The following is a 21,439-nucleotide window of genomic DNA, read 5'->3' as shown; positions in this document are numbered from 1 at the left end:
TCGGATTGCGCGCAAGGCTGGCGCCAAATATCGTCTCGACTCCAAGAAAAAAAAGGAGACACAATGTTCATCAAGAACTGCTGGTACGTGGCCGGCTGGGCGAGCGAGGTGGGTGAGTCCACATTCCTGGCGCGCACCATTCTCGAGGTGCCGGTCGTCCTTTGGCGCGACAGCCAGGGCAGCGTCATCGCATTCGAAGACCGCTGCTGCCACCGCGGTGCGCCGCTCTCGAAAGGTCGCCGCGAGGACGATTGCGTCCGCTGCATGTACCACGGTCTCAAATTTGATGCGAGCGGCGTCTGCGTCGAGATCCCGGGTCAGGAACGTATCCCACCGACCATGCGGGTGAAGACCTTTCCAGCGGTGCAACGGTCCAAGTGGATCTGGATCTGGATGGGCGAGCCCGACCGAGCAGATCCGGAACTGATTCCGGACACCCACTGGCTCGATGACCCGGGTTGGCGGTCGCTGGAGGGCTACACGCACTACCATACGAACTACCTGTTGATCGCGGACAACCTGCTCGATCTTGCGCATCTGCCATACGTTCACCCTACGACTTTGGGTGGATCGGAAGACTACGCAGCCAACCTTCCGAAGATCGAACTCAAGGAGCGCGGCATTCACGTCACACGTTGGGCGATGAATACCCAGCCGCCGAGTTTTGTCCAGAAGGTGCGTCCATTCCCGGGAAAGGTCGATCGCTGGAACATCTACGACTTTCTGGTGCCAGGCATTTTCATCATGGATTCAGGGATGAATGCGGCGGGCAGCGGCGCCCAAGAGGGCAATCGCTCCGACGCAGCCGAGTTCCACGGCTGCCAGGCGCTCACGCCTGAAACCGAAAGCTCCACCCACTACTTCTACGCGCATCCACACAACTTCGCCATCGACCGCCCTGACGTCACCGCGTCCGTGCACCAGAGCGTGGTGGACGCATTCGAGGAAGACCGCGCCATGATCACTGCACAAGCCGCGAGCTTGGCCTTGAAAGGCGACTTCAAAATGCAGGCAATCCGCGCCGACGAGGCGCTCGGCAAGTTTCGCTGGCTAGTGTCAAAGCTGGTGAAGGAAGAAGATGCGCAGCGGATAGGCGCATCCGAGGTCAAGCCGGCTGCGAGGAACGCCCCCATTTCCCTGCCCAGTACGACGCGCGCAACGCCTTAAGCCACCTGCGCCCATTTGCCCCCGCGAGTAAAAGTAGACCAAGGGGGCGTGAACGTCGATTCGCCGCCATCTGAGGAATCGGATGTCGCCCCGTTTTCGGCAACAAGCATCGATCCCCCCTCGGCGAGGTGTGATGCGCTCAAAGGGACCCAAAGCCCTACGTCAAATGTCCAGGGCCCAGTGGGTCGCGGATTATGTCCAAAGGAACATATGCCACAACTCATCGTGAACGGCGCTCGCCTTTACTACAGATTGGAGGGTGACCCCGAGAATCCGCCTCTGGTTCTGGTGCATCCGGTCGGTTCGGACCTCAGTCTTTGGGACCAGATACTTCCCAGCCTGCTGACAGATTTTCAGGTCCTGCGCTTCGACCTCCGCGGTCACGGCGGGAGCGAGGCGACTTCTGGCGAGTACACGTTAGACCTTCTCGCCCAAGATTTGCTGCAGCTGACAAGCAAGCTGAAATTCCAGCGCTTTGCGGTTTGCGGAGTCTCAATCGGAGGCATGGCCGCCCTGAGGGCTGTGAGCTTAGAACCCGCTCGAGCCACCGCTTTGGTGATATGCAGTACCGCTTCGAGCCTTTCGCCTCCGCCCGGAGGGTGGGAGCTGCGTGCCAAGTCGGCTGTCGAAGCAGGTATGGAACCTCTCGCGACCGCAATGATCCAGCGGATGTTCAGCAGTCAGTTCCTGAGCGAGCGCCATCCCGAGGTCCATTCGGTCCGCAACGTCTTTGCGTCGATGGATCCAAACGGCTACGCGAGCGCATGCGCCGTGCTTCGGGATACCAACCTGGAATCAATCCTGCCGTCGATAGAAACTGCGACGTTGGTTGTGTCCGGCGCGCTAGATGGTCTAGTGCCGCCAGAGGTAGGTCGCGATATCGCGGAGAGGATGCCGCACGGAAGGCACGTTGTCCTACCGGGTGGGCATTTCCCTCCGCTGGAGAAACCCAAGGAGTTTGCCGACCTTCTCACCCGCTTCCTCCACACGCCGGAATCAACGCAGCCCGCTTGACCCTCGAGTTCGATCCCCTGGGGCAACACGAAGGCTAAGTCGCTTGATGTCCACTGGAAGGGAAGAACTTGGGCCCGAGAGCATGAAGATGCTGTGCTGGTGAAGAGCCCTCTCTCCTTCACAACGACATCCGACGCGCCGAGCCTTGAGAACCGGCGAGTTGACAACACCATAGCGGCGACTTCAGACCGCATCCCATATCGATAGATAGGTCCCATGCAGATCGACCACCTCATCGACGGCAAGCCGGTCGCCGGCCGCGACTATTTCCAGACCGTCAACCCCGCCACCCAGGAAGTGCTGGCCGAGGTCGCCTCGGGCGGCGAGGCCGAAGTGAACGCGGCCGTGGCCGCCGCCAAGGAGGCCTTCCCGAAATGGGCCGGCTTGCCCGCGCCCGAGCGCGCCAGGCTGATCCGCAAGCTCGGCGACCTGATCGCGAAGCACGTGCCCGAGATCGCCGAGACCGAGACCAACGACTGCGGCCAGGTCATCGCGCAGACGGGCAAGCAGCTGGTGCCGCGCGCGGCCGACAACTTCTACTACTTCGCCGAGATGTGCACGCGCGTGGACGGCCACACCTACCCGACGTCCACGCACCTGAACTACACGCTGTTCCACCCGGTGGGCGTGTGCGCGCTGATCTCGCCCTGGAACGTGCCCTTCATGACCGCCACCTGGAAGGTCGCGCCCTGCCTGGCCTTCGGCAACACGGCGGTGCTGAAGATGAGCGAGCTGTCGCCGCTGACCGCCGCGCGCCTGGGCGAGCTGGCGCTCGAGGCCGGCATCCCGGCCGGCGTGCTGAACCTGGTGCACCGCTACGGCAAGGAAGCCGGCGAGCCGCTGGTGGCGCACCCCAACGTGCGCGCGATCTCGTTCACCGGGTCGACCGCCACCGGCAACCGCATCGTGAAGAGCGCGGGCCTGAAGAAGTTCAGCATGGAGCTGGGCGGCAAGAGCCCGTTCGTGATCTTCGACGACGCCGATCTCGACCGCGCGCTCGATGCGGCGATCTTCATGATCTTCAGCAACAACGGCGAGCGCTGCACCGCCGGCTCGCGCATCCTGGTGCAGCAGTCGATCTATGCCGACTTCGCGGCAAAGTTCGCCGAGCGGGCCAGGCGCATCACGGTCGGCGACCCGCTGGACGAGAAGACCATCGTCGGCCCGATGATCTCGCAGGCGCACCTGGTCAAGGTGCGCAGCTACATCGAGCTGGGGCCGAAGGAAGGCGCGACGCTGCTGTGCGGCGGCCTCGGTGCGCCCGAGCTTGCCGACCGTGTGAAGAAGGGCAACTACGTGCTGCCCACGGTGTTCGCCGACGTCGACAACCGCATGAAGATCGCGCAGGACGAGATCTTCGGGCCGGTGGCTTGCCTGATTCCGTTCAAGGACGAAGCCGATGCGATCCGCCTGGCCAACGACATCGCCTACGGCCTGTCGAGCTACGTGTGGACCGAGAACATCGGCCGCGCGCACCGCGTCGCGGCGGCGGTCGAGGCCGGCATGTGCTTCGTCAACAGTCAGAACGTGCGCGACCTGCGCCAACCCTTCGGCGGCACCAAGGCCTCGGGCACGGGGCGCGAAGGCGGCACCTGGAGCTACGAGGTCTTCTGCGAGCCGAAGAACGTGGCGGTCTCTCTGGGCTCGCATCACATTCCCCATTGGGGCGTGGCATGAACGCCTCTCGCCGCACGCTGATCCAGGGCGTGGCCGCGCTGGCCGCCCTCCCCTCGCTGGCGCGCGCGCAGCAGGCCTGGCCTTCGCGGCCCCTGCGCATCGTGGTGCCCTTCACGCCCGGCGGCACCACCGACTTCGTCGCCCGGCTGGTCGGCGTCGAACTCGCCAAGCAGCTGGGCCAGCCCGTGGTGGTCGAGAACAAGCCCGACGCCGGCACCGTGATCGGCGTCGACGCGGTCGCCAAGTCGGCGCCCGACGGCTACGGCTTCGTCTGCGTGGCGAACAGCTTCGCGGCCAACCAGACGCTGGTCAGGAAGCTGCCCTACGACACGCTCAAGGACCTGCGCCCGGTGGCGCTGATGGGAATGTCGGAGCATGTGCTCGCAACCCATCCCACGAGCGGGCTCAAGACCCTGGCCGACCTGCGCACGCAGGCCAAGGCCCGGCCCGGCACGCTGAGCTTCGCCTCCTTCGGCAACGGCACCTCGGCCCACCTCTCGGGCGAGATGCTCAAGCTGCAGATGGGCCTGGACATGGTGCACGTGCCCTACAAGGGCCAGGGCCCGGCGCTGTCCGACCTGCTCGGCGGCCAGGTCACGGTGATGTTCGGCAACTGGCCCGAGTTCCGCGGCCAGATCCAGGCCGGCAAGCTGGTCGCGCTGGGCATGGCGACGAAACAGCGCTCGCAGTACGCGCCCGACATTCCCACACTGGCCGAACAGGGCGTGGCGATCGAATCCAATTCATGGAACGGCCTGCTGGCGCCTGCGGGCACGCCCGATGCGGTGGTGCAGCGCATGAACGCCGAGGTCAACCGCGCGCTGGCCGGACCGGCCGCGACCGAGGCCTTCCACAAGGGCGGCATCGCCTCGCTGTCGGGCACGCCCGACCAGTTCGAGGCCTTCATCCGCAGCGAGACCGCGAAGTATGGCGAGGTGATCCGCAAGGCGGGCATCACGGCCGACGCTTGAACGAAAGAGACGCGCCATGAGCCTCTACGCCATGCAGAAATTCCTGTTCGCGCTGAACCGCGAACCCGAGGTGCAGCGCCTGTACGCCGAAGGCGGCAGCGCGCGGGCCGCGTTGCTCGGCGGCTACGAGCTGAACGCCGAAGAGCGCGAGGCCATCGACGCCGGCGACATCGGCAAGCTCTATGTGCTGGGCTGCAACGGGCAACTGCTGATGCACTTCGCGCCGCTGCTGGGCATGCCCTGGGCGGACTACATCGCGGCGATGCGCGAAGGCGTGCGCAAGTACGGGCCGGTGCGCGCCGGCATCTACGCCATGACGACCTCACACGACGAAAAGGTAGCAGGCGTATGAGCCTCGTATTCGCAGGCGTGTGCAGCCACGCCCCCGGCATCACGGGCCGGGCCCACCTGGCCGACGCGGCCGTCAAGGACGAGTTCCACGCGCAGTTCCATCGCATGGGCGAGCAGTTGCGCGCGAGCCGCCCCGACGCCGTGGTCGTGATCGCGGCCGAGCACTTCGCGAACTTCTTCATGAACAACATGCCGGCCTATGCGATCGGCATGGCCGACAGCTACGAGGGACCGATCGAGGACCCCAAGTGGCTCGGCATCGAAAAGACGAAGATCCCGGGCGATGCAGCGCTGTCGCAGCGGCTGATCCGCGAGGTGATGCAGACGGTCGACGTGGCCTATGCCGAAGAGTGGAAGTTCGACCACGGGATCATCGTGCCGCTGAACTTCCTGACGCCGAAGTTCGACACCAAGGTGATCCCGGTCAACATCAATTGCCAGGGGCCGCCGCTGACGCCGCTGCACCGGGCCTGGGCCTTCGGCGAGGCCTTGCGCCGCGCCTGCGACAAGGCGCCCGAGCGCATCGCGATCATCGGCACCGGCGGCATCTCGCACTGGCCTGCCACGCCCGATTCGGGCAAGGTCAACGAGGAATGGGACCGCGTCTTCATGGAACGCTGGTGCGCCAACGACCGCGAGGCGCTGCTCTCCCAGGCCGACTACGGCGACGAGGCCACCTACCGCGAAGCCGGCCAGGGCGGCTTCGAGATCCGCACCTTCCTCACGGTGGCGGCCGCGGCGCGCGGCAAGGGCGCCATCCTTCACATGAAGGCGATTCCGATCTTCGCGGTGACCTGCACGGCGGCCACGATGGCCATCGGGTAGAACGATTTCCTATCTGGGCCGCAAGAGGCGGGCGGACTGGCCATGTCGAGTTTTCGTTTCGGCCGTCCGCCATCATCCGTCCATACCACCGTCGACCCAACACCTTGCATGGGGCGGCATTCAACTTCCGGAGATATGTAATGAAAGCAGCACTGCTCAAATCCTACGGCGGCGTCGATCAATTCTCGATCGAGGAAGTGCCGGTGCCCAGGCCCGGGCCGGGCGAAGTACTTATCAAGATTGCCGCGTCGGCTGTCAATCCGTTCGACCTCATCCTGCGGCAGGGCTTCATGTCCCAGTACATCCCTCTCCGATTGCCCGCCATTCTTGGCGGCGATGCCGCTGGCACCATCGCTGAACTGGGCGCGGGCGTCACCGGATGGGCGGTCGGAGATCCGGTCGTCGCGGACTTCGCGCCAACCGGCAATGGCGCGCATGCCGAGTATGGAGTGGTCCCCGTGAGTTCGATCGCTAAGCTGCCTGCAAGCCTCGGCTTCGAGCAGGGAGCAACCCTCGTAAAGGCGGGACTCACCGGGCGGCAGACCGTCGATGCACTCGGCCTCAAGGCCGGCGATCGCGTGCTGGTCTCCGGCGGCCTCGGCGCCGTAGGACGCGCTGCGATTCAATATCTCCACCAGATCGGGGCCGCGCCGGTGGCGGGAGTACGCCCCGAACGATTGTCCGAGGGGCGTGAACTGGCTGGTGAGGCGCTCGACATCACCATTCCACCCGCAGCGCCCGCGTTCGACTTCGCCATCAGCACCGCGGCACCCGTAGCAGGCCACCTCATCGCTTTTGTCCGCGACGGTGGCCGGGTCGCCAGCATCGTTCCTGTGCCCGAGGGTGCCAACACCGACCGCCGGGTGACCATCCTTGAGATTTATCACCGCACCGACGCCGCCACACTCGACGCAGTGCTGGACGCCGCCACGCAGGGCCTGCTCGTCATCCCGATCGCACGAAGCTTCGCCCTGGAGCAAATCGGCGAAGCTCAGACCGCGGTGGCGATTGGCGTCCAGGGAAAAATTGTCCTCAAACATTGAGACGTTCGATCCGACGGCGATCGGTCGAAACTGGTTTCCACCCAATCTTCGTCCGCCTGCAGACCGCCGTCTTCGATGTAGCGCGATGCAGCGCTTCAGGCTGAGGTCGATCGCCGCGGCAGTGGCCCCATTCGACACCTTCAATCGCTGCCCGGAGCTCACTGCTGCAGGGCATCGGCTACCTCGCGCGACCTCTTTTGCCGTGTCCGCCTTAGCTCGTCAACGGCGGACCCATCCTCAATCTGACAGGCCTCGCGCCGAAGCCATCGATTCCGTCAAGAAATCGAGCATAGCGCGCATCACGGCGCTGTTGTGCCGGCGCTGCGAGTAGGCGGCGTAGAGCCAGTTGTCCTGCCGCATGTGCTCGCGCAGGACCGGCACCAACGCTCCGCGCTCAAGGTGTGACTGCGCCAATGGTTTTGGAACGTAAGCCACGCCGGCTCCCCGCAGGGCCAGTTCGATGAGCGCGATCGGGTCGTTGCTCTCCATGCGGCTGTGTACAGCGACTTCGTATTGCCGGCCCGCGGTCTCGAAAGGCAACTGGGTCGACGGCATGGCCGCGAAGGTCAGCACGTCGTGGCGGGCCAAGTCGTCAGGCTCCCGGGGGATGCCGCGTTTGGCCCAGTAGCCGGGCGAGGCGCAGACCACCATGTCGAACTGCACGAGCCGCCGCACGATGAGGTTTATGTCATCGATGCGTCCGCCGGTGAGGTGTATGTCGATGCCCTGCGCGACCAAGTCGATATCTTCGTTGGTGAACTGCAGGCTCACGTACGCATCGGGATAGCGCTGCATGAAGCCGGCGATCACGTCCGACAACCAACCAGCGATCATGCCGTGTGGCGCGCTCATGCGCAGCCGCCCGCGCGGACTCGCGCCGTGGGCCTGCAAGTCGCTGAGGGTACTTTCGGCAATTTCCACCAGTTGTGCACTGCGCTCCAGCAGCACCTCGCCGGCATCCGTCAGACTGAGCGATCGAGTCGACCGGTTAAGCAAGCGAACGCCAGTGCGCTGCTCCAATTCGGCCACATAGCGGCTAACGGTCGCTTTGGAAAGTCCAAGCGACGTTGCAGCGCGGGAGAAGTTTCGACGAAGTGCTACTTCGCGAAATGTTTTGATGAGATCGAGACCGTCCATAAGTGGGGGAGCATTTTCGCTCCCCCGAGCTCGGTGTGGCCTCGATGTCAGCTAAACACAGGCGCCAGACCGTCCCAGCAAAGGTACTTCACCTCAAGGAATTCCTCGATGCCGTGGTGCGAACCCTCGCGCCCCAGCCCGCTCTGCTTGACGCCGCCGAACGGCGCCACTTCATTCGAGATCAATCCGCAATTGATACCGATCATGCCCGACTCGATCGCGGCCGAGGCACGCCAGATGCGGGCCGCGTCACGGCTGTAGAGATAGGCAGCAAGCCCGAACTCGGTTGCGTTGGCGATCTCAAACGCGTCCTCATCCTTCTCGAAGCGAAACAGAGGCGCCAGAGGACCGAAGGTTTCTTCGCTCGACAGTGCCATCTTGGTCGTGGCCCCGCCAACGACGGTCGGCTCAAAAAATCGGCCGCCCAACGAATGGCGCTTACCACCGTGCAGCAACGTCGCGCCCTGAGCAACGGCGTCTGCAATATGTTCCTCCACTTTCTCGACGGCCGCGTCATCAATCAGCGGGCCGAGTTGCACATCGGATTCGAGCCCATTGCCCACGCGCAATTTCCGGACACGGTCGACTAGCTTGGTGGCGAAAGCTTCGTACACGCCGGCCTGAACGAGCACACGATTGGCGCTGATACAGGCTTGGCCAGTGTTACGAAACTTGGCCGCAACGACGCCGTCTGCAGCTGCGTCCAGGTCGGCATCATCAAAGATGATGAATGGTGCGTTCCCACCCAGTTCCATCGAGCATTTTTTGATGGTGCCCGCCGCTTGCGCCAGCAACACGCGCCCGACCTCCGTTGAGCCGGTGAAGGTAATCTTGCGCACGAGTGGATGCGACGTAAGCTGATTTCCGATGTCGCGCGTGTCGTTTCCGGTCAGCACGTTGAACACGCCGGCGGGCACACCGGCACGCCGCGCCAGTTCCGCCAACGCCAAGGCTGTCAGGGGCGTCTGGCTCGCGGGCTTGACGACCATGGTGCAGCCTGCGGCCAGCGCGGGACCCGCCTTGCGCGTGATCATCGCCGCAGGAAAGTTCCAGGGCGTAATGGCCGCACAGACGCCGATCGGCTCCTTCAATGCGATGATGCGCTGGGTGTCCTTGGGCGCGGGGATCACATCTCCTCGCACCCTCTTGGCTTCCTCGGAGAACCACTGCAGGAACGACGCCGCGTACTGAACCTCGGTCCTGGCTTCGGCGAGCGGCTTGCCTTCTTCCAGCGTGATCAATGTGGCAAGGTCGTCGCCGTGGAGGATCATCAAGTCGTACCAGCGGCGCAGCACTTCGGACCGATGTTTGGCCGTGGTCCGGCGCCAGTCGAGAAAGGCGCGGTGAGCGCCCTCGATGGCCTGCGCTGTTTCCTCCTGCCTCAAGCGAGGCAGTTCGACGAGCGACTCGTTCGTCGCAGGATTGCGCAGGGTGTACTTGCCATGCGGCGTCGCTTCAATCCACTCCCCACCAACGAAAGCGGCGGAGCGGAACAGTTCGGGATCTTTGAGCAGGTTCTTCATGGTTCGCCGCATCAACCGATGCGCTTGGTTTCGAATCGAACGGGAAGGGGCGTCGCAAGCCCAGCTGAACGAGCAAGGTCGAGGATCATGCCGGCGACCACAACGTCCTGGAGCCCGGAGCCGACAGACTTGTACATCGCGATTCCGTCCTTGGCCCGCTCTGCCTTGCCTGTCATTAGCGCATTCAGGCTAACGCACTTTGCATCGGTTTCTATCCCGTCTCGCCGCGCGGCTAACATGTCTCCGGATTCCTCCAAGACCTCCTCCACGTTGTCGCAGACTATGAGTCCGGCGCGCGCAATGACGCTGCTGTCGACTTCTCGCTGATCGGGGAGCGTGGATCCGATGGAAACTACCGTCGCGTGGGGCGCCAGCCAGGCACCCTGCAGAATCGGCTTCTCGCCATAGGAACGGGCCGCTGCCAGCACGATGTCAGCGCCACTAACGGCTTCCGCCGGCGAGTCGACCGCGCGCGATCGGACACCCAGATCGGCCGCCATGCCGTTGGCGAACGCCTCGCGCTTTTCCGGCGTTGGGCTGAAGACTCGGATCTCGCTCAACTCACGGACCGCGGCAATGGCGATCGTATGCATGCGTGCTTCCAGACCGCTTCCTAGGACTGCCAGGCGGGCGGGCCCCTGCGGCGCCAGACGATCAAGAGCGGCGGCGGACGTGGCTGCCGTGCGATACGCGGTGACCAGGTTGCCGTCTACCATGGCGGCGACGGAGCCGGTAGTCGCGTCGAAGAGGACCACTACATACTCAAGCTGGCGACCGGCCGGACCGAACGCCATGCCCATCAGCTTGGCGCCGTAGTAGCGGGAACCGGGTGGCACTGCCGTCATGGTTCGCAGCGAAGCGCGCTCGGCCGTTCCTGCAGCAATGGTGCGGCGCGGAACGGCGTTTGCTCCTAAGGGGCGCGCATAGGTTTCCTGCAGGGCACGTACGGCGGGCAGCCACTGGAACACGGCGGCTGCAGTTTCAGAGGACACGAACACGGGCGTATCGGTCTCGGCGCTCACGGGGGGATTTACGTCGGAGGTCTTCATTCGAATTTCAACTTGGCGTCATGGATGACGCGTTGGTAAAGCTGGGTGTCGTGGCGCACTTGATCTGTCAGCAGGCTGGGCGATCCCGATCGAGGGAGCATGCCGAGGTCGCGAAATCGCGCCTTCAACCCATCGTTCTGGACGGCGACATTCAGCGCTTTGTTCAGCCGCTCGATCACTGCCTGCGGTGTGCCGAGTGGAGCGAACAGCCCGAGCCAAGAGGCTGTCTCCATCCCCTTCAGCCCCGCTTCTGCCACGGTGGGTACCTCCGGTATGCGAGGATCGCGCTCTGTGCCAGAGACGGCCAGGATCCTCACCTTCCCAATCTTGGCGAGCTCGATGGCAGTCGCATCAAAGGTGAGGTCCACCCGGCCCGAGGCCACTTCGGTCAATGCGCTCGAGGTGGATCGATAGGGAACATGGACAAGCTGCGTGCCGGTCAGAGACTGGAACAGTTCGCCACCCAGATGGGCCCCGCTACCCGGACCGGCACTGCCGTAGGTAAGCTTGCCGGGATTCTTTCGGGCGTAGTCGATAAACTGCTGCAGAGTTTTCACCGGCAGTTTCGAACTCACTACCAGGGCGATCGGATAGACCGAAGCAACTCCGACTGGCGCAGCTGCGGTCACGGCGTCGTACTTCACGGAGGAGTCGACCAACGGCAGGATGCCATAGGCGATGTTGGTGAGCAGCAGCGTATTTCCATCCGGCTTCGCCGCCAACACCGCAGACGTTCCGATCCGAGTGCCTCCACCTGGCCGGTTCTCCACGATCACCGATCGTCCCAGAACCTGCCCCAGTTGCTCGCAAATGACCCGGGCCCCTATATCGGTGATGCCGCCCGCTGCATACGGAACGACCACGCGGAGAACTTCGGCCGCCCCAGCAGACGACAGCAGGAAACAGCCGATGCCGCCCAGAAATGCACGTCGTGCAAGTCTCATGGTCTTTCGCCTCAGCAAGGATGGCGCCCGACCATGAACTCGCTGTCGGGGTCAGAAGTCACCGGCAGACCGGACGCTACCAAGCCCTGTCGGAGGGGCTTTAAGAAACGATCTGGGATACGCATGGCCGGCGCTCGCAAGGGGCCGCCGTTGAATCCAGCCAGCCAGTCCTGGTACTTCCACATGGTCCTGTTCAGAACCGAAGTGCCTCCAATGTAGGCCTGCGTGGCCGCACCGTTTGCACTACGAGCAGGATTGACCTTCCAGTACAACTCCATCGCCTTCTCCCATTCGCCCGTCCGGGCTAGTTCGAATGCGCGCGGGTAATAGTTGCTCATCCACTGTGTGTTGCTGGTACCTGAGAACTGCATCTTCATCAGGCTCATGAGGGGGATGGCATCACCCTCGATGGGGCAGCTGATGACCACCTCGTCGCGGAAGTGGTGGTACATCTCGCAGATACCGGCAGGCAGCGGAAAGCCCTGTTCAGACTTGATGGCGACGATGTTCGGGCAGTCCTTGAGCAGCCGCCGGACGAACTCCACCGACATGCCCGCCGGATGGATGCGCTCGAAGCCCCATGCCGGCAACGGGAATAGCATCACGGCAAGTTTGGTGGCGTCGCACAAGCTCTTGGTGTAGTCGTAGACCTCCTGCTCCGTGGTGGGCCAAAACGTTGCCGGATACGAGAGCAGGACCATGGTGGCTCCAGCCGCTTCCGCCAGCTTGACCGCCTCGATGTTTTCCGCAAGCGAGTTGAAAGCTGCGTGGAAGAATAGGCCAAAGTCGGGTCCCGCTGTGTCCGCCGCCCATGCGGTGAACTTGGCGTTCTCTTCCGGAGTGATGGCAACTTCGGCACACAGCAGCGTGTGCTTGAAACCGAACTCCTTGGCCAGGGCGACGTCATGGCGGATCCCCTTTTCGTTCAGGTTCTTGAGGTCGGCCGAATAGCTGGGGATGGTGACGGCCGAGCAGCCGACCAGGTTTTCCCGGGCCCAGGCCCGGGCGTCTGCGCGCTTGTAAGGAAGCATGATGTCTCGCTTGTGAGTGATAGCAGCCGTGTTCGCGAAAGCCGCGCCACGGAACGCAACGAGACTTTAGATTGGTGGCGCTCAATGAGCCACGGGGCACGCGCGATAGCAGCTATGCACTCAGGCGAAACCTCAGGCGTCGGCTTCCGACAAAATTTGGGGCGCCATGGAAAGCAACAGACCTTGGATTTCGCGGGTTGCCAGCGTGTGCGGACGGTGACGTGCGACCGCGAGCACCACTGCACGTTCAAGCACGGGCTCTACGATTCGTAGCGCTACCAAGCGTGCTCGGTCGTGCGGTGCAATCGAAGGAGCAGTGATCGCATAGCCAGCAGCAGAAGCCGCGATCTCGTGCTGCAGCCGGATCGAGTTCGCCTCCGCAGCAATCCGAAGGGTCAAACCGAATTTGCGCGCCAACAGAGCCAGCCTCTCACGCAAGGGGTGGGGCTCGCCAGGGAGTACCAGCGGCAGCTTCGCAACTTCCTCGAAGCTGATTTGCTGTTGGCCAGCAAGGGCATCGCTGCTAGCGACAACGAGGCAGAGGGCGCCTTCCAAAAGGACAGGCTCATCCATGCTGGCCTCCCCACCATCGCGCAGCAGCAGCGAGAGATCCAGCCGTCCTTGGTCCAGCATTTCCTGAAGTTGCGAGCTCGACCCTTCCGTCAGGTGCAGGCGCACCTGCGGAAATTTGCTCAACACCCGTTGATACAGCGGACCCGCGAGTGCCGGCACCGTGGAAGGAAGCAGGCCAAGGCGCACGTCGCCGACGGGCACACCCCGGCTCGCGCGTACCTCGTCGGCAAAACTCTCGGATTCCGCAATCAGTAACTTGATGCGGGGATACAGGTGCTGGCCGAGCTCCGTCAGGACTACGCCGCGTCCCGTCCGGCGGAACAGGCTAGAACCGGCGTCACGCTCGAGGTGAGCGATATGCCGGCTGACGACGGATTGCGGAACGTCTACCGCCACGGCTGCGCGCGAGATCGAGCCCAGCTCCGCGACCTTGACGAAGTGGTGCCAGCCGGCGTCGATGATGGACTTCATGCCCCGATTTTCGCCGCTCCCACGGGAGCACTGTGGCCCGGCGGATGCACCCGGGCCTCTCCCGGCCCGGTTGTCACATGGGCTGGCCCAAGTACTGGTAGGTCTGCAGCAGGAGTGCGGCAGACCTCTGTGGATTCGGCACCGGCTCCTGCTCATACTTGCACAGTTGCAAAGACGCGTTCCATACGGTCGACACACGCTCGAACCGTCGCTCCGAATAGGCAACCAGAGCCTCCTCAAGGTCGAGCCGGTGCTTGACGCATTGTGCGAGGATCACGGCATCCTCGATTGCCATGCCGCCGCCGGAAGTCATCTGCGGGGTTGGCGAATGCGCTGAGTCGCCTAGCAACACGATCCGGCCGCGGTGCCACGGTTTTGGCAAGAGCGTGATGTCGTAGGGGCGGACCAGGACCTGCTGGGGCTTGGTGACCTGTGCCAGTGCGTCCTGAATCACCGGAGCCGTGAAGCCTGCCAGGCGCTCGCGCACGAGGACGTCCAGTTGGTCATCCGGCCAATGCAGGTGCTCTGCGCTGTTCTCGAGGAAGAACAGGTAGCACGTCTCCTTGGAAGTCGGCAGCGCGCCTACGGCGCGCTTGCCGTCGGCGGAGCGGTAAAGACAGAAACCATCGACCTCGGGCGGCCGCGGCGCATTGAAACGCCAGACACTTTGCCCTGCGAACCAAACCCGATGTTCGGGCCCAAAGAATTTGTCCCGCAGCTTCGAGTACGCTCCGTCTGCGGCCACCACCAAATCGTACTCAGCTTCGCGGCCATCAGAGAAAACGACTTCCACATGGCCGCCGCGGTCGAGCACCGAGTCGGCAGTGATGCCGCGCTCCATCCTCGCTCCCGCCTCGCTGGCCGCGGTCTCCAGGATGCGGGCAAGCTCCGGTCGGCGTATGCCAATGCCGGGGGGGGTCGGATTCGACATGAGCAGGTTGCCCGAGGCGTCGTGCTGCTTGAACACCTCGAACTTCAGCCCGCTGTCCAGGCACGGCTCAGCCAGCCCGATCTCCGAAAGTGCGCGCATTGTGTTGTGAAGCAGGCAAATTCCGGAGCCGACGGTTGATCTGGCCGGCTGGATGTCAATGCAATGCGTCTCCACGCCAGCGCGGGCCAACGTGTAGGCGCTCGTCGCGCCGCCAATGCCGCTTCCGACAACAAGCACCCGTTTGGTTTTGTTCATGAGGGATCTCCTATCTCAGTTATTGATCGAAGCAGGGATCGGAGCGCTGGGCGCAACGGGCGCCACGCTGCTTTTCCGAAGCTGCAGGTAGAAGCAGAAGGCAATGGCATCAATGGCCACGGCCGCCCAGCCGATGGCGCCGTAGCCGAAGAACTTGACGAGGGTGCCGCCAAGAACAGGACCGATGGCCGAACCAATCATCAGCATGGCGGGCGTCGCCGAAACGGCCCGACCCGACGGATCCAGCCTCGCCAGCACGCCGAAGGTGAAGATGTGGGTGAAGATCACCGCGGACACAAAGAAAGCACCCGCCGTTGCATAAAGGGCAAAAGTCGTGCTTGAAACCAGCGCCACTGCCAGGGTCGCCTGCGCCAACGCACCACCAAGCACGACCTTTCGAGCATCCAGCTTGTGCTGCAGTAGTGCGGCGACTGCGCCAGGTGCGAGGTTCACGACCCCGACGGCAATGAGCACGAGTTGCAGATTGGAAGGCGTAAACCCCCGGTCGGCGCCCATGCGTTCAAGGAAGCTGAACACCATCGCCTGTGTCACATTCATCAGGCCGATGCCGATCATGGCGCACCACGCAGCCCTGGGTAGCGCGGCCGGTACCAATTCGTGAACGGCGGAATCGCTGCGAGTAGTCTGCACGTTTGGAAAAGCCACCGCCGTGATCACGCACGCCGCGAGCATGATGCCGCCGAAAATGCCAAAGAGCCCTGCCCCTCCGACCGACGCGATGATCTGAGGTGCGGCTGCCATATAGGCAACGCCGAATACTCCTACCCCTACCTGCATGAAGCCGAACATCCGATGCGGGTTGCGCGTGAGAGCGACCGTGCCATGCGTAATGCTCAATCCGGCGCCGGTGGCCAGCCCGCCCAGCGCATGCAGAAATGCGAGCGTTTCGAACTGGCTAGTGCGCATACAGGCCAGGAACGCGGCTCCCGAAACTGCGTAGGCAACGGGGACCATCCAGCGGCGGCCGCGCAAGCGATTGAAGCGCGGTGCCAGGATCAAGCTCGCTACGACGCCACCCGCGAGGAACAATGTCGCGAGTGCGCCCGCTTGCTGGGGGTCAAAGCCGTAGCGCGCGATGAGCGTACCTACCCAAACGGGCAGCGCGACAATGTCCACCATTCCCGCGCAATGCGCGGCCATGAGCGCGATACGGGCGCGCGGTTTATCTGTCGCATTCATATTGCGGTCCTCTCAAGCACTTTGTCCCCAATTGGCGTGTGGTGAGTCGATCCACAGCGCCCCTTCGTCGTCGCGATGCACCACAACAGGCGTTAGCGCTTGCCCCATGCACGGTCCCTTCGTGCAGACGCCTGATTCGATGTCAAACACGGCGCCATGCCCATAGCAAACTATTGAGCTACCGTCGGCGCTCAAGTAAGCATCCTTGCGCCAAGCCAGAGGCGCGCCATCCACATGGGGGCAGCTGTCGAGCCACCCCAGTACCCGACTCCCGCGCCGGACCACAAACATGGCCTTGCTCGAAGTACCAGCAGGAACGAAGCCGCGCGACGTTCCATCGACGAGCTCTTCGAACCTGCACAGGTACGTCCGCATCCCTTGCCCTAGTGGGACTCGCCGGGTGGTGGCGGGCCACCCGGCGCCCACTTCTCGCGGTGCTGGAACAAGAAGATCTGCGATTCGTCGACCTGCATGGGCGCTTCTCGAGCCACCCAGGTTTCATCGTGTAGGTCCATGTCCGCGTCGTACTCCACATGACAGCCCACTGGGGCGTTGAAGTACCAGAACCAGTTGGACCCAAACTTGTGGCGCCCCGGGCCCCAGAAGCTCTGGTAGCCCTTGGCGACGAACCTGGAGCCGCTCTGCAGCACTGCGGTCGGACCCGAGAGGTGGAACGTGAAGTGCTCGACGCCCTTCATAAAAGCCGGCGTCTGGATCAGAAAGAGCGTGTGGTGGTCCAGCGTCCCTGCGGGCTGCAGAAAGCTGCCGGCATCGGTAAACCGGTCGGTGCAACGGAAGCCCAGCCGTTCCACGTAGAACTTGGCGGCCTTGGCTTGGTCAGGCACGAAATACACCACGTGCGAGAGTGTCAGGGGCCGGTGCTCTGCATCCGCGTTCGCACCCAGGACATTCGGCGCACGGGCGGGCTTGCTCCCGGGCGAGTTCGATGCTTCGCCGGGCGCGTCGATCTTGCCCCGCACCGAAATCTGGAATCCGAGCACGAAGCCCATATCGTCACAGGCTTCGATGGAGCCGTCGTGCAAGCGCTTCACTTCCCGGTCGCGGCCAAGCTCCTCGGCGATGGCGTCCAACGTCTGGCGATCCGCGACGCCGTAGATCGTCTTGCGCAGCATAGTTGCAGTCTCCATCGGCGCGGGCAATGAAGCATCGTCCCGGCGCGCGATGACGATGGAAGTGCCGTCGACGGCCTCAAAGCGCCCACCGGAATCACTGACGCCGACCGGCGTCAGTCCGTAGTCCGTGAAGAACTGAATGCAGGCCGGGACGTCATCGACGCCAAAGACCAGAGAGTCAGGTCCGAGGATGTTCATCCTTGCTTCCTTTTCGAGAGTTAGAAGTCTGCCTAGCGGTCAGAGTGTTGAACCGCGAACGCAGCAATACTAGACGCATCGTTTCGATATTGATTAGGGATAAACCCTTGTGAACAGCACCTGGTGCCTCAGCTGTATCGCCCTGTTTCCATTGAAGAAGCGACGCCCCCCGGGATGGCCACGGCATAGGTGGTTTCCCGATAGTTTCAATACGACTCGTCTTGTAATAATCGCAGCCTATCGGGCGCAGATTTGCCAGGACGCTCAAACTTCGGAGACAACCCCATGACGATCTCGAGACGGCAGGTGCTTGGCACTGGCGCCGCGATGCTTATGACAACGCTCGCGGGCCAAGCGGGCGCGCAGGACTACCCTAACAAGCCAGTGCGCATCGTGGTCGCGAACCCGCCCGGGTCGGGCCTAGACGCCGATTCGCGTTTCTGGGCGGCGGGGCTGACATCGCTGCTGGGACAGTCGGTGCTCGTCGACAATCGCCCGGGAGGGGCTACGACCATAGGCACGTCGCTGGTCGCGAAGTCACCCCCTGACGGCTATACCCTGCTCGTCGGCATACCGAGTTCGCTGTGCTACATGTCCGAGCTGTACACGAAGCTTCCATACAACCCCGCCGATTTCGAAGCCATCAGCCAACTCACCACCCTGCGTAGTGTGGTCGTCGCCAATCCAAGCCTGCCAGCCAATAATGCAGCCGAGCTCGTGAAGTTGGCCAAGGCCAAGCCCGGAAGCATTGCTGTTGGAACGGTCGGAATAGGCACTTTCCAGCACTTGCTAGGCGAGTGGTTTGGAGCGATCACGGGAACGAGCTATCAGTTCGTCCCCTACAACACGACCAGTCCATACACGGCGCTGCTCGGAGGCGAGACGCAAGTGATGTTCGACGCACTTGCGGCTTCGATGAGTAACATCCAGGCGGGTAGGTTGAAGGCGTTGGCGGTCACGGGGAAGGGACGCCATCCTCTGCTTCCGAACGTGCCGACATTTGAAGAATTGGGTATCCACGAATACGACGCGGCAACTTGGTTCGGCCTTATGGCCCCCGCAGGAACCCCGAAGCCAATTTTGGACAGGCTGGCAGCAGCTTGCGCCGCGTTGGCACGCAAGCCGGAGGTCATCCAGAGGTATCACGACTACGGTGGCGAGCCCGTCGGGAGCACGCCGGCGGAGTTCTCTGCTTACATCCGCTCAGAGCGGGCCAAGTGGGTTCCGGTGGTTAAGCGCTCCGGAATCAAGCTTGAGTTGACCTGACAACGAGAACGCGTTCGTCCTATGCCTACGCTACGAGTCCTTTGGTTCGTTCCTCCGCCCGTGGTCGATGTTGCCCATGTGTTGAAGGTCGCGACAGACGTAACGCTTCAAGCGGCGCGCAACCCGTCGTCCGATGCGCAGTTCGAGGCCTTGGCGTCCGGCGAGGCGGATGCAGTCGTCACGGCCATAGACAACGTAATGGACTGGAACCTGCGCGAGGGACCCCAGGACTTTCGCGTTGTGGCGCAACTTGAGCGCACGACCCCCTTGACTATCGTCGGACAGCGAGGTCGCACTTCGCTCGAGCATCTGCGTGGCGCCACCATTCTGGTTGATGCGCCGCGCAATGGATTCATTGTGGCCTTGCGCGCCATGCTGGCCGACGCGGGCATTGGTGCTGACAGCTACGCGCTGGAACCCGTCGGTGGGGTAAAGGAAAGACACGACGCCATCATCGCAGGGCGTGGCGATGCCACATTGCTAGGGCCTCCTTTCGACGCGATGGCCGTCGAGGCGGGTCTCACCCGCATCGGGACTGTTCAGCAGTGCTACCCGGCATTTCCGGGTCAGGGCCTCGTCGTGAGCGCGGCTGCGATAGAGCGACTGCGCCCCACACTTTCAGCCTGGCTGCGCAGCCTCGAGAGCGCGCGCCAAAGCATGGAGGAAGTGCCTGAGGCTGCACAGCAAGCGTTGACGCTTGCTGGCTTCTTCGCTCCAGCCGTGGACGCCATGCTTGGCAGTACGCCGGCCTCTCTTTTGCCTGACCGGGTCGGCATCGAGCTGCTCATCGAGCAGCGCCGCCGCGCCGGCCTGCCTGGTGCCGCCACTACCTACGAGCGGCTGGTTGAGAGCTCCCTGCTCGAGCGCTGACGCGCGCGGGTACGCCAGATCGAAACCGTTTTCCCGTGGCCGATTCACTGCTGGACCTGCGCCTTTTCGTTGCCGTTGTCGCCGGCCAGACAACGTTCACTCTGGGGCGTGCGGCCATCTGCAAACAGTTCATCGACAACGGCACCTTGGTACCTCTTGCGGTGCGCGGACGCCCTCGGTCGCCCTTTTACCCGCACGTGCCGACCCTTACCGAACTCGGTGTGGTGGGCTTCCAGAATCCTGTGTGGTGCGGAATGTTCGCCGCCCGTGGAACGCCACCTAATGCCGTCACCGCGATGGCGAATGCCTTGCGTGAATGCGCCACGACCCCGGCGCTGCAGGCACGTTTGCACCAGGCGTTCAACGTCTCTGCGGCAATGGACCAGAAACAGTTCGCTCGCTTGGCACGAGACGCCGCGGACATCGACGGCGTCATGTTTCGCGCCGCGGGCATCCACATGGATGGCTGAATTAAAAGGGCACCCGAAATGTTCGAGCCTTTTCCCGGTAACTACGTCTGGAACCTGTCCATCAATCTCGCACTGATGGCGGGCGGCAACCATGGCGAGTTGGACGAAGCCTGTCGCCCCGCTCGCGAAGCGGCGGGCCGCAACGAAGACGCCAACAGCGCCCTTCTCTTCGACTCGTGGATCGCGGTCGCCAACAAAGTCATCGGGATGGCGGAACGCGACATGGCGAAGGGACGCCGCCTCTCGGCCGGCATCAAGCTCCAGCGAGCTTCGGGGTACCTGCTCGCTGCTGAGCGCATGCAAAGCCGTGACTACGAGCCGCGGCGCAGGGCCTATGACGAAGGCCTGCGATATTTCCGCCTCGGACTGGAACTACAGCAAGACGACACCGAGTTCGTGGAGATCCCATATGAGGGGCGGCAGTTCCCGGCGCTGTTCGTAAAGGCGCCACGCGAGATCGACGGACGCCCAAGGCCCTGCGTTGTCTGTTGCAACGGTCTCGATTCGATGAAGGAGCAGGCCTGGCTGGTCGGCTTGGCTCAAGCGTTCGCGCTCCGCGGAATCTCGACTCTGCTCGTGGACCAACCCGGCTCCGGCGAAGCCCTCCGCAGGTTCAAGCTGCCGGGACGCCATGACTCGGAAGCCTGGGCGGCGCCGGCCTACGACTACCTCCTCACACGAAGCGATGTCGACCACGCCCGTATCGGCATGGTCGGGGGCTCGCTTGGCGGCTATTTCGCCCCGCGTGCCGTAGCAATGGATCCGCGCTACAAACTGTGCGCGGTGCTAGGGGCGAATGGCAACTGGGGCGAGGTACAGAAGCGCCGTCTGGCCCGAGAAGGCGATCGACCCGTTCCTCACTACTGGGAACACGTGATGTGGGCTTTCGGCAAAGCGTCGATCGATGAGTTCATGGCATGGGCGCCCTGTATGAATCTCGCCGGCGTCGTCGAGAAGATCCGCGTTCCCTTCCTCATCACCCACGCCGCCGGAGATCGGCAGATCCCCGTCGATTACGCGCAGCAGTCCTACGACGCGGCGACGAACAGCCCCAAGCGGGAACTTTTCGTCACGACGAAGGACGACCTCGAAGTAGAGCACTTCGGCGCCGACAACGGAACGGTGGCCCGGGACTACATCGCGGACTGGCTCCGCGAGACGTTCGCAGAGATGTGAAGCCAAGCCTGCCAAACAACAACCGGCCAATCGCCAGACAGGAGACAGATTCCATGACAACATCGCCCGATAGCGGAGCGAATCGGCTCCGCACGAGCCCGCGCGACTGGGCGCTTTTTCATTCCCGGCGCTCGATGCTGTTGGCCGCCGCCTGCATGGCTGCA

At 63.3% G+C, this 21,439-nt stretch carries 21 protein-coding genes; 11 read left to right on the top strand and 10 right to left on the bottom strand.

Going from position 1 to position 21,439, the window contains the following annotated elements; genetic code table 11:
* Window positions 1–63 precede the first annotated feature (63 nt).
* The 7 genes from AC1DYD_RS23060 (at window position 64) to AC1DYD_RS23030 (ending at window position 7,048) form a co-directional block, all read left to right on the top strand.
* Window positions 64–1,167, top strand: coding sequence for an aromatic ring-hydroxylating dioxygenase subunit alpha (locus AC1DYD_RS23060; protein ID WP_478175077.1), 1,104 nt, complete (start codon window positions 64–66; stop codon window positions 1,165–1,167).
* 210 nt (window positions 1,168–1,377) lie between these two features.
* Complete coding sequence (locus AC1DYD_RS23055; protein WP_478175076.1) at window positions 1,378–2,181, top strand: alpha/beta fold hydrolase; 804 nt, start codon at window positions 1,378–1,380, stop codon at window positions 2,179–2,181.
* A 216-nt stretch (window positions 2,182–2,397) separates the two neighbouring features.
* A complete protein-coding gene (hpaE, locus tag AC1DYD_RS23050) occupies window positions 2,398–3,858 on the top strand; it encodes a 5-carboxymethyl-2-hydroxymuconate semialdehyde dehydrogenase (protein ID WP_478175075.1) in 1,461 nt (486 codons plus the stop codon).
* The gene (locus AC1DYD_RS23045) at window positions 3,855–4,829 is read left to right on the top strand and encodes a tripartite tricarboxylate transporter substrate binding protein (RefSeq protein ID WP_478175074.1); all 975 of its coding nucleotides are present in this window, start codon (window positions 3,855–3,857) and stop codon (window positions 4,827–4,829) included. Before hpaE ends, AC1DYD_RS23045 begins: the two co-directional genes overlap by 4 nt.
* A gap of 16 nt (window positions 4,830–4,845) precedes the next feature.
* Entirely contained in the window at window positions 4,846–5,181 is a 336-nt protein-coding gene (locus tag AC1DYD_RS23040) for an aromatic ring-opening dioxygenase subunit LigA (protein WP_478175073.1), read from the top strand.
* The gene (locus AC1DYD_RS23035; protein WP_478175072.1) at window positions 5,178–6,005 is read left to right on the top strand and encodes a DODA-type extradiol aromatic ring-opening family dioxygenase; all 828 of its coding nucleotides are present in this window, start codon (window positions 5,178–5,180) and stop codon (window positions 6,003–6,005) included. Before AC1DYD_RS23040 ends, AC1DYD_RS23035 begins: the two co-directional genes overlap by 4 nt.
* A gap of 140 nt (window positions 6,006–6,145) precedes the next feature.
* Window positions 6,146–7,048, top strand: a complete 903-nt coding sequence (locus tag AC1DYD_RS23030) for an NADP-dependent oxidoreductase (RefSeq protein ID WP_478175071.1) — start codon at window positions 6,146–6,148, stop codon at window positions 7,046–7,048.
* A gap of 237 nt (window positions 7,049–7,285) precedes the next feature.
* On the opposite strand, the gene AC1DYD_RS23025 is transcribed toward AC1DYD_RS23030, so the two are convergent.
* The 10 genes from AC1DYD_RS23025 to AC1DYD_RS22980 all read right to left on the bottom strand — a co-directional run bounded on the left by AC1DYD_RS23025 (window position 7,286) and on the right by AC1DYD_RS22980 (window position 17,493).
* The gene (locus AC1DYD_RS23025) at window positions 7,286–8,185 is read right to left on the bottom strand and encodes a LysR family transcriptional regulator (RefSeq protein WP_478175070.1); all 900 of its coding nucleotides are present in this window, start codon (window positions 8,183–8,185) and stop codon (window positions 7,286–7,288) included.
* 47 nt (window positions 8,186–8,232) lie between these two features.
* Window positions 8,233–9,708 (bottom strand): NAD-dependent succinate-semialdehyde dehydrogenase, encoded by a 1,476-nt coding sequence (locus AC1DYD_RS23020; RefSeq protein ID WP_478175069.1) that lies wholly within the window; start codon window positions 9,706–9,708, stop codon window positions 8,233–8,235.
* Window positions 9,709–9,719: 11 nt separating this feature from the next.
* A complete protein-coding gene (locus tag AC1DYD_RS23015) occupies window positions 9,720–10,757 on the bottom strand; it encodes an ornithine cyclodeaminase family protein (RefSeq protein ID WP_478175068.1) in 1,038 nt (345 codons plus the stop codon).
* On the bottom strand, window positions 10,754–11,701 hold the full coding sequence (locus AC1DYD_RS23010; protein WP_478175067.1) for a Bug family tripartite tricarboxylate transporter substrate binding protein: 948 nt from the start codon (window positions 11,699–11,701) through the stop codon (window positions 10,754–10,756). Before AC1DYD_RS23010 ends, AC1DYD_RS23015 begins: the two co-directional genes overlap by 4 nt.
* Window positions 11,702–11,712: 11 nt before the next feature.
* Window positions 11,713–12,732, bottom strand: a complete 1,020-nt coding sequence (locus AC1DYD_RS23005) for a dihydrodipicolinate synthase family protein (protein ID WP_478175066.1) — start codon at window positions 12,730–12,732, stop codon at window positions 11,713–11,715.
* A 132-nt stretch (window positions 12,733–12,864) separates the two neighbouring features.
* Window positions 12,865–13,776 (bottom strand): LysR family transcriptional regulator, encoded by a 912-nt coding sequence (locus AC1DYD_RS23000; protein WP_478175065.1) that lies wholly within the window; start codon window positions 13,774–13,776, stop codon window positions 12,865–12,867.
* A 73-nt stretch (window positions 13,777–13,849) separates the two neighbouring features.
* The gene (locus tag AC1DYD_RS22995; protein ID WP_478175064.1) at window positions 13,850–14,962 is read right to left on the bottom strand and encodes an FAD-dependent monooxygenase; all 1,113 of its coding nucleotides are present in this window, start codon (window positions 14,960–14,962) and stop codon (window positions 13,850–13,852) included.
* Between the two features lie 15 nt (window positions 14,963–14,977).
* Window positions 14,978–16,162: an MFS transporter gene (locus AC1DYD_RS22990; protein WP_478175063.1), complete on the bottom strand. Its 1,185-nt coding sequence runs from the start codon at window positions 16,160–16,162 to the stop codon at window positions 14,978–14,980.
* A gap of 12 nt (window positions 16,163–16,174) precedes the next feature.
* Complete coding sequence (locus AC1DYD_RS22985; RefSeq protein ID WP_478175062.1) at window positions 16,175–16,537, bottom strand: Rieske (2Fe-2S) protein; 363 nt, start codon at window positions 16,535–16,537, stop codon at window positions 16,175–16,177.
* Window positions 16,538–16,545: 8 nt separating this feature from the next.
* The gene (locus AC1DYD_RS22980; protein WP_478175061.1) at window positions 16,546–17,493 is read right to left on the bottom strand and encodes a VOC family protein; all 948 of its coding nucleotides are present in this window, start codon (window positions 17,491–17,493) and stop codon (window positions 16,546–16,548) included.
* 285 nt (window positions 17,494–17,778) lie between these two features.
* Between AC1DYD_RS22980 and AC1DYD_RS22975 the strand changes: the two genes are divergently transcribed.
* From AC1DYD_RS22975 to AC1DYD_RS22960, 4 genes are read left to right on the top strand one after another with little or no spacing between them, the layout of a single operon-like run.
* Window positions 17,779–18,759, top strand: coding sequence for a Bug family tripartite tricarboxylate transporter substrate binding protein (locus AC1DYD_RS22975; protein ID WP_478175060.1), 981 nt, complete (start codon window positions 17,779–17,781; stop codon window positions 18,757–18,759).
* 21 nt (window positions 18,760–18,780) lie between these two features.
* Window positions 18,781–19,629 carry an ABC transporter substrate-binding protein gene (locus AC1DYD_RS22970; RefSeq protein WP_478175059.1) on the top strand — a complete coding sequence of 283 codons (849 nt, stop codon included), beginning with the start codon at window positions 18,781–18,783 and terminating at the stop codon, window positions 19,627–19,629.
* A 35-nt stretch (window positions 19,630–19,664) separates the two neighbouring features.
* The gene (locus AC1DYD_RS22965) at window positions 19,665–20,099 is read left to right on the top strand and encodes a tripartite tricarboxylate transporter substrate-binding protein (protein ID WP_478175058.1); all 435 of its coding nucleotides are present in this window, start codon (window positions 19,665–19,667) and stop codon (window positions 20,097–20,099) included.
* A gap of 18 nt (window positions 20,100–20,117) precedes the next feature.
* Entirely contained in the window at window positions 20,118–21,275 is a 1,158-nt protein-coding gene (locus AC1DYD_RS22960; protein WP_478175057.1) for an alpha/beta hydrolase family protein, read from the top strand.
* The last annotated feature ends 164 nt before the right edge of the window (window positions 21,276–21,439 follow it).

It is taken from the genome of Variovorax sp. P4_B11 (genome assembly GCF_056402355.1).
This window is presented reverse-complemented; position numbering and strand designations above follow the sequence as displayed.

Coding starts and splice junctions, on each gene's coding strand:
- AC1DYD_RS23020 (WP_478175069.1), bottom strand. CDS start 9,708: ATGAAGAACCTGCTCAAAGATCCCGAACTGTTCCGCTCCGCCGCTTTC.
- AC1DYD_RS23005 (WP_478175066.1), bottom strand. CDS start 12,732: ATGCTTCCTTACAAGCGCGCAGACGCCCGGGCCTGGGCCCGGGAAAAC.
- AC1DYD_RS23060 (WP_478175077.1), top strand. CDS start 64: ATGTTCATCAAGAACTGCTGGTACGTGGCCGGCTGGGCGAGCGAGGTG.
- AC1DYD_RS23030 (WP_478175071.1), top strand. CDS start 6,146: ATGAAAGCAGCACTGCTCAAATCCTACGGCGGCGTCGATCAATTCTCG.
- AC1DYD_RS23015 (WP_478175068.1), bottom strand. CDS start 10,757: ATGAAGACCTCCGACGTAAATCCCCCCGTGAGCGCCGAGACCGATACG.
- hpaE (WP_478175075.1), top strand. CDS start 2,398: ATGCAGATCGACCACCTCATCGACGGCAAGCCGGTCGCCGGCCGCGAC.
- AC1DYD_RS22970 (WP_478175059.1), top strand. CDS start 18,781: ATGCCTACGCTACGAGTCCTTTGGTTCGTTCCTCCGCCCGTGGTCGAT.
- AC1DYD_RS23025 (WP_478175070.1), bottom strand. CDS start 8,185: ATGGACGGTCTCGATCTCATCAAAACATTTCGCGAAGTAGCACTTCGT.
- AC1DYD_RS22990 (WP_478175063.1), bottom strand. CDS start 16,162: ATGAATGCGACAGATAAACCGCGCGCCCGTATCGCGCTCATGGCCGCG.
- AC1DYD_RS22975 (WP_478175060.1), top strand. CDS start 17,779: ATGACGATCTCGAGACGGCAGGTGCTTGGCACTGGCGCCGCGATGCTT.
- AC1DYD_RS22995 (WP_478175064.1), bottom strand. CDS start 14,962: ATGAACAAAACCAAACGGGTGCTTGTTGTCGGAAGCGGCATTGGCGGC.
- AC1DYD_RS23000 (WP_478175065.1), bottom strand. CDS start 13,776: ATGAAGTCCATCATCGACGCCGGCTGGCACCACTTCGTCAAGGTCGCG.
- AC1DYD_RS22960 (WP_478175057.1), top strand. CDS start 20,118: ATGTTCGAGCCTTTTCCCGGTAACTACGTCTGGAACCTGTCCATCAAT.
- AC1DYD_RS23045 (WP_478175074.1), top strand. CDS start 3,855: ATGAACGCCTCTCGCCGCACGCTGATCCAGGGCGTGGCCGCGCTGGCC.
- AC1DYD_RS23040 (WP_478175073.1), top strand. CDS start 4,846: ATGAGCCTCTACGCCATGCAGAAATTCCTGTTCGCGCTGAACCGCGAA.
- AC1DYD_RS23055 (WP_478175076.1), top strand. CDS start 1,378: ATGCCACAACTCATCGTGAACGGCGCTCGCCTTTACTACAGATTGGAG.
- AC1DYD_RS22980 (WP_478175061.1), bottom strand. CDS start 17,493: ATGAACATCCTCGGACCTGACTCTCTGGTCTTTGGCGTCGATGACGTC.
- AC1DYD_RS23035 (WP_478175072.1), top strand. CDS start 5,178: ATGAGCCTCGTATTCGCAGGCGTGTGCAGCCACGCCCCCGGCATCACG.
- AC1DYD_RS22985 (WP_478175062.1), bottom strand. CDS start 16,537: ATGCGGACGTACCTGTGCAGGTTCGAAGAGCTCGTCGATGGAACGTCG.
- AC1DYD_RS23010 (WP_478175067.1), bottom strand. CDS start 11,701: ATGAGACTTGCACGACGTGCATTTCTGGGCGGCATCGGCTGTTTCCTG.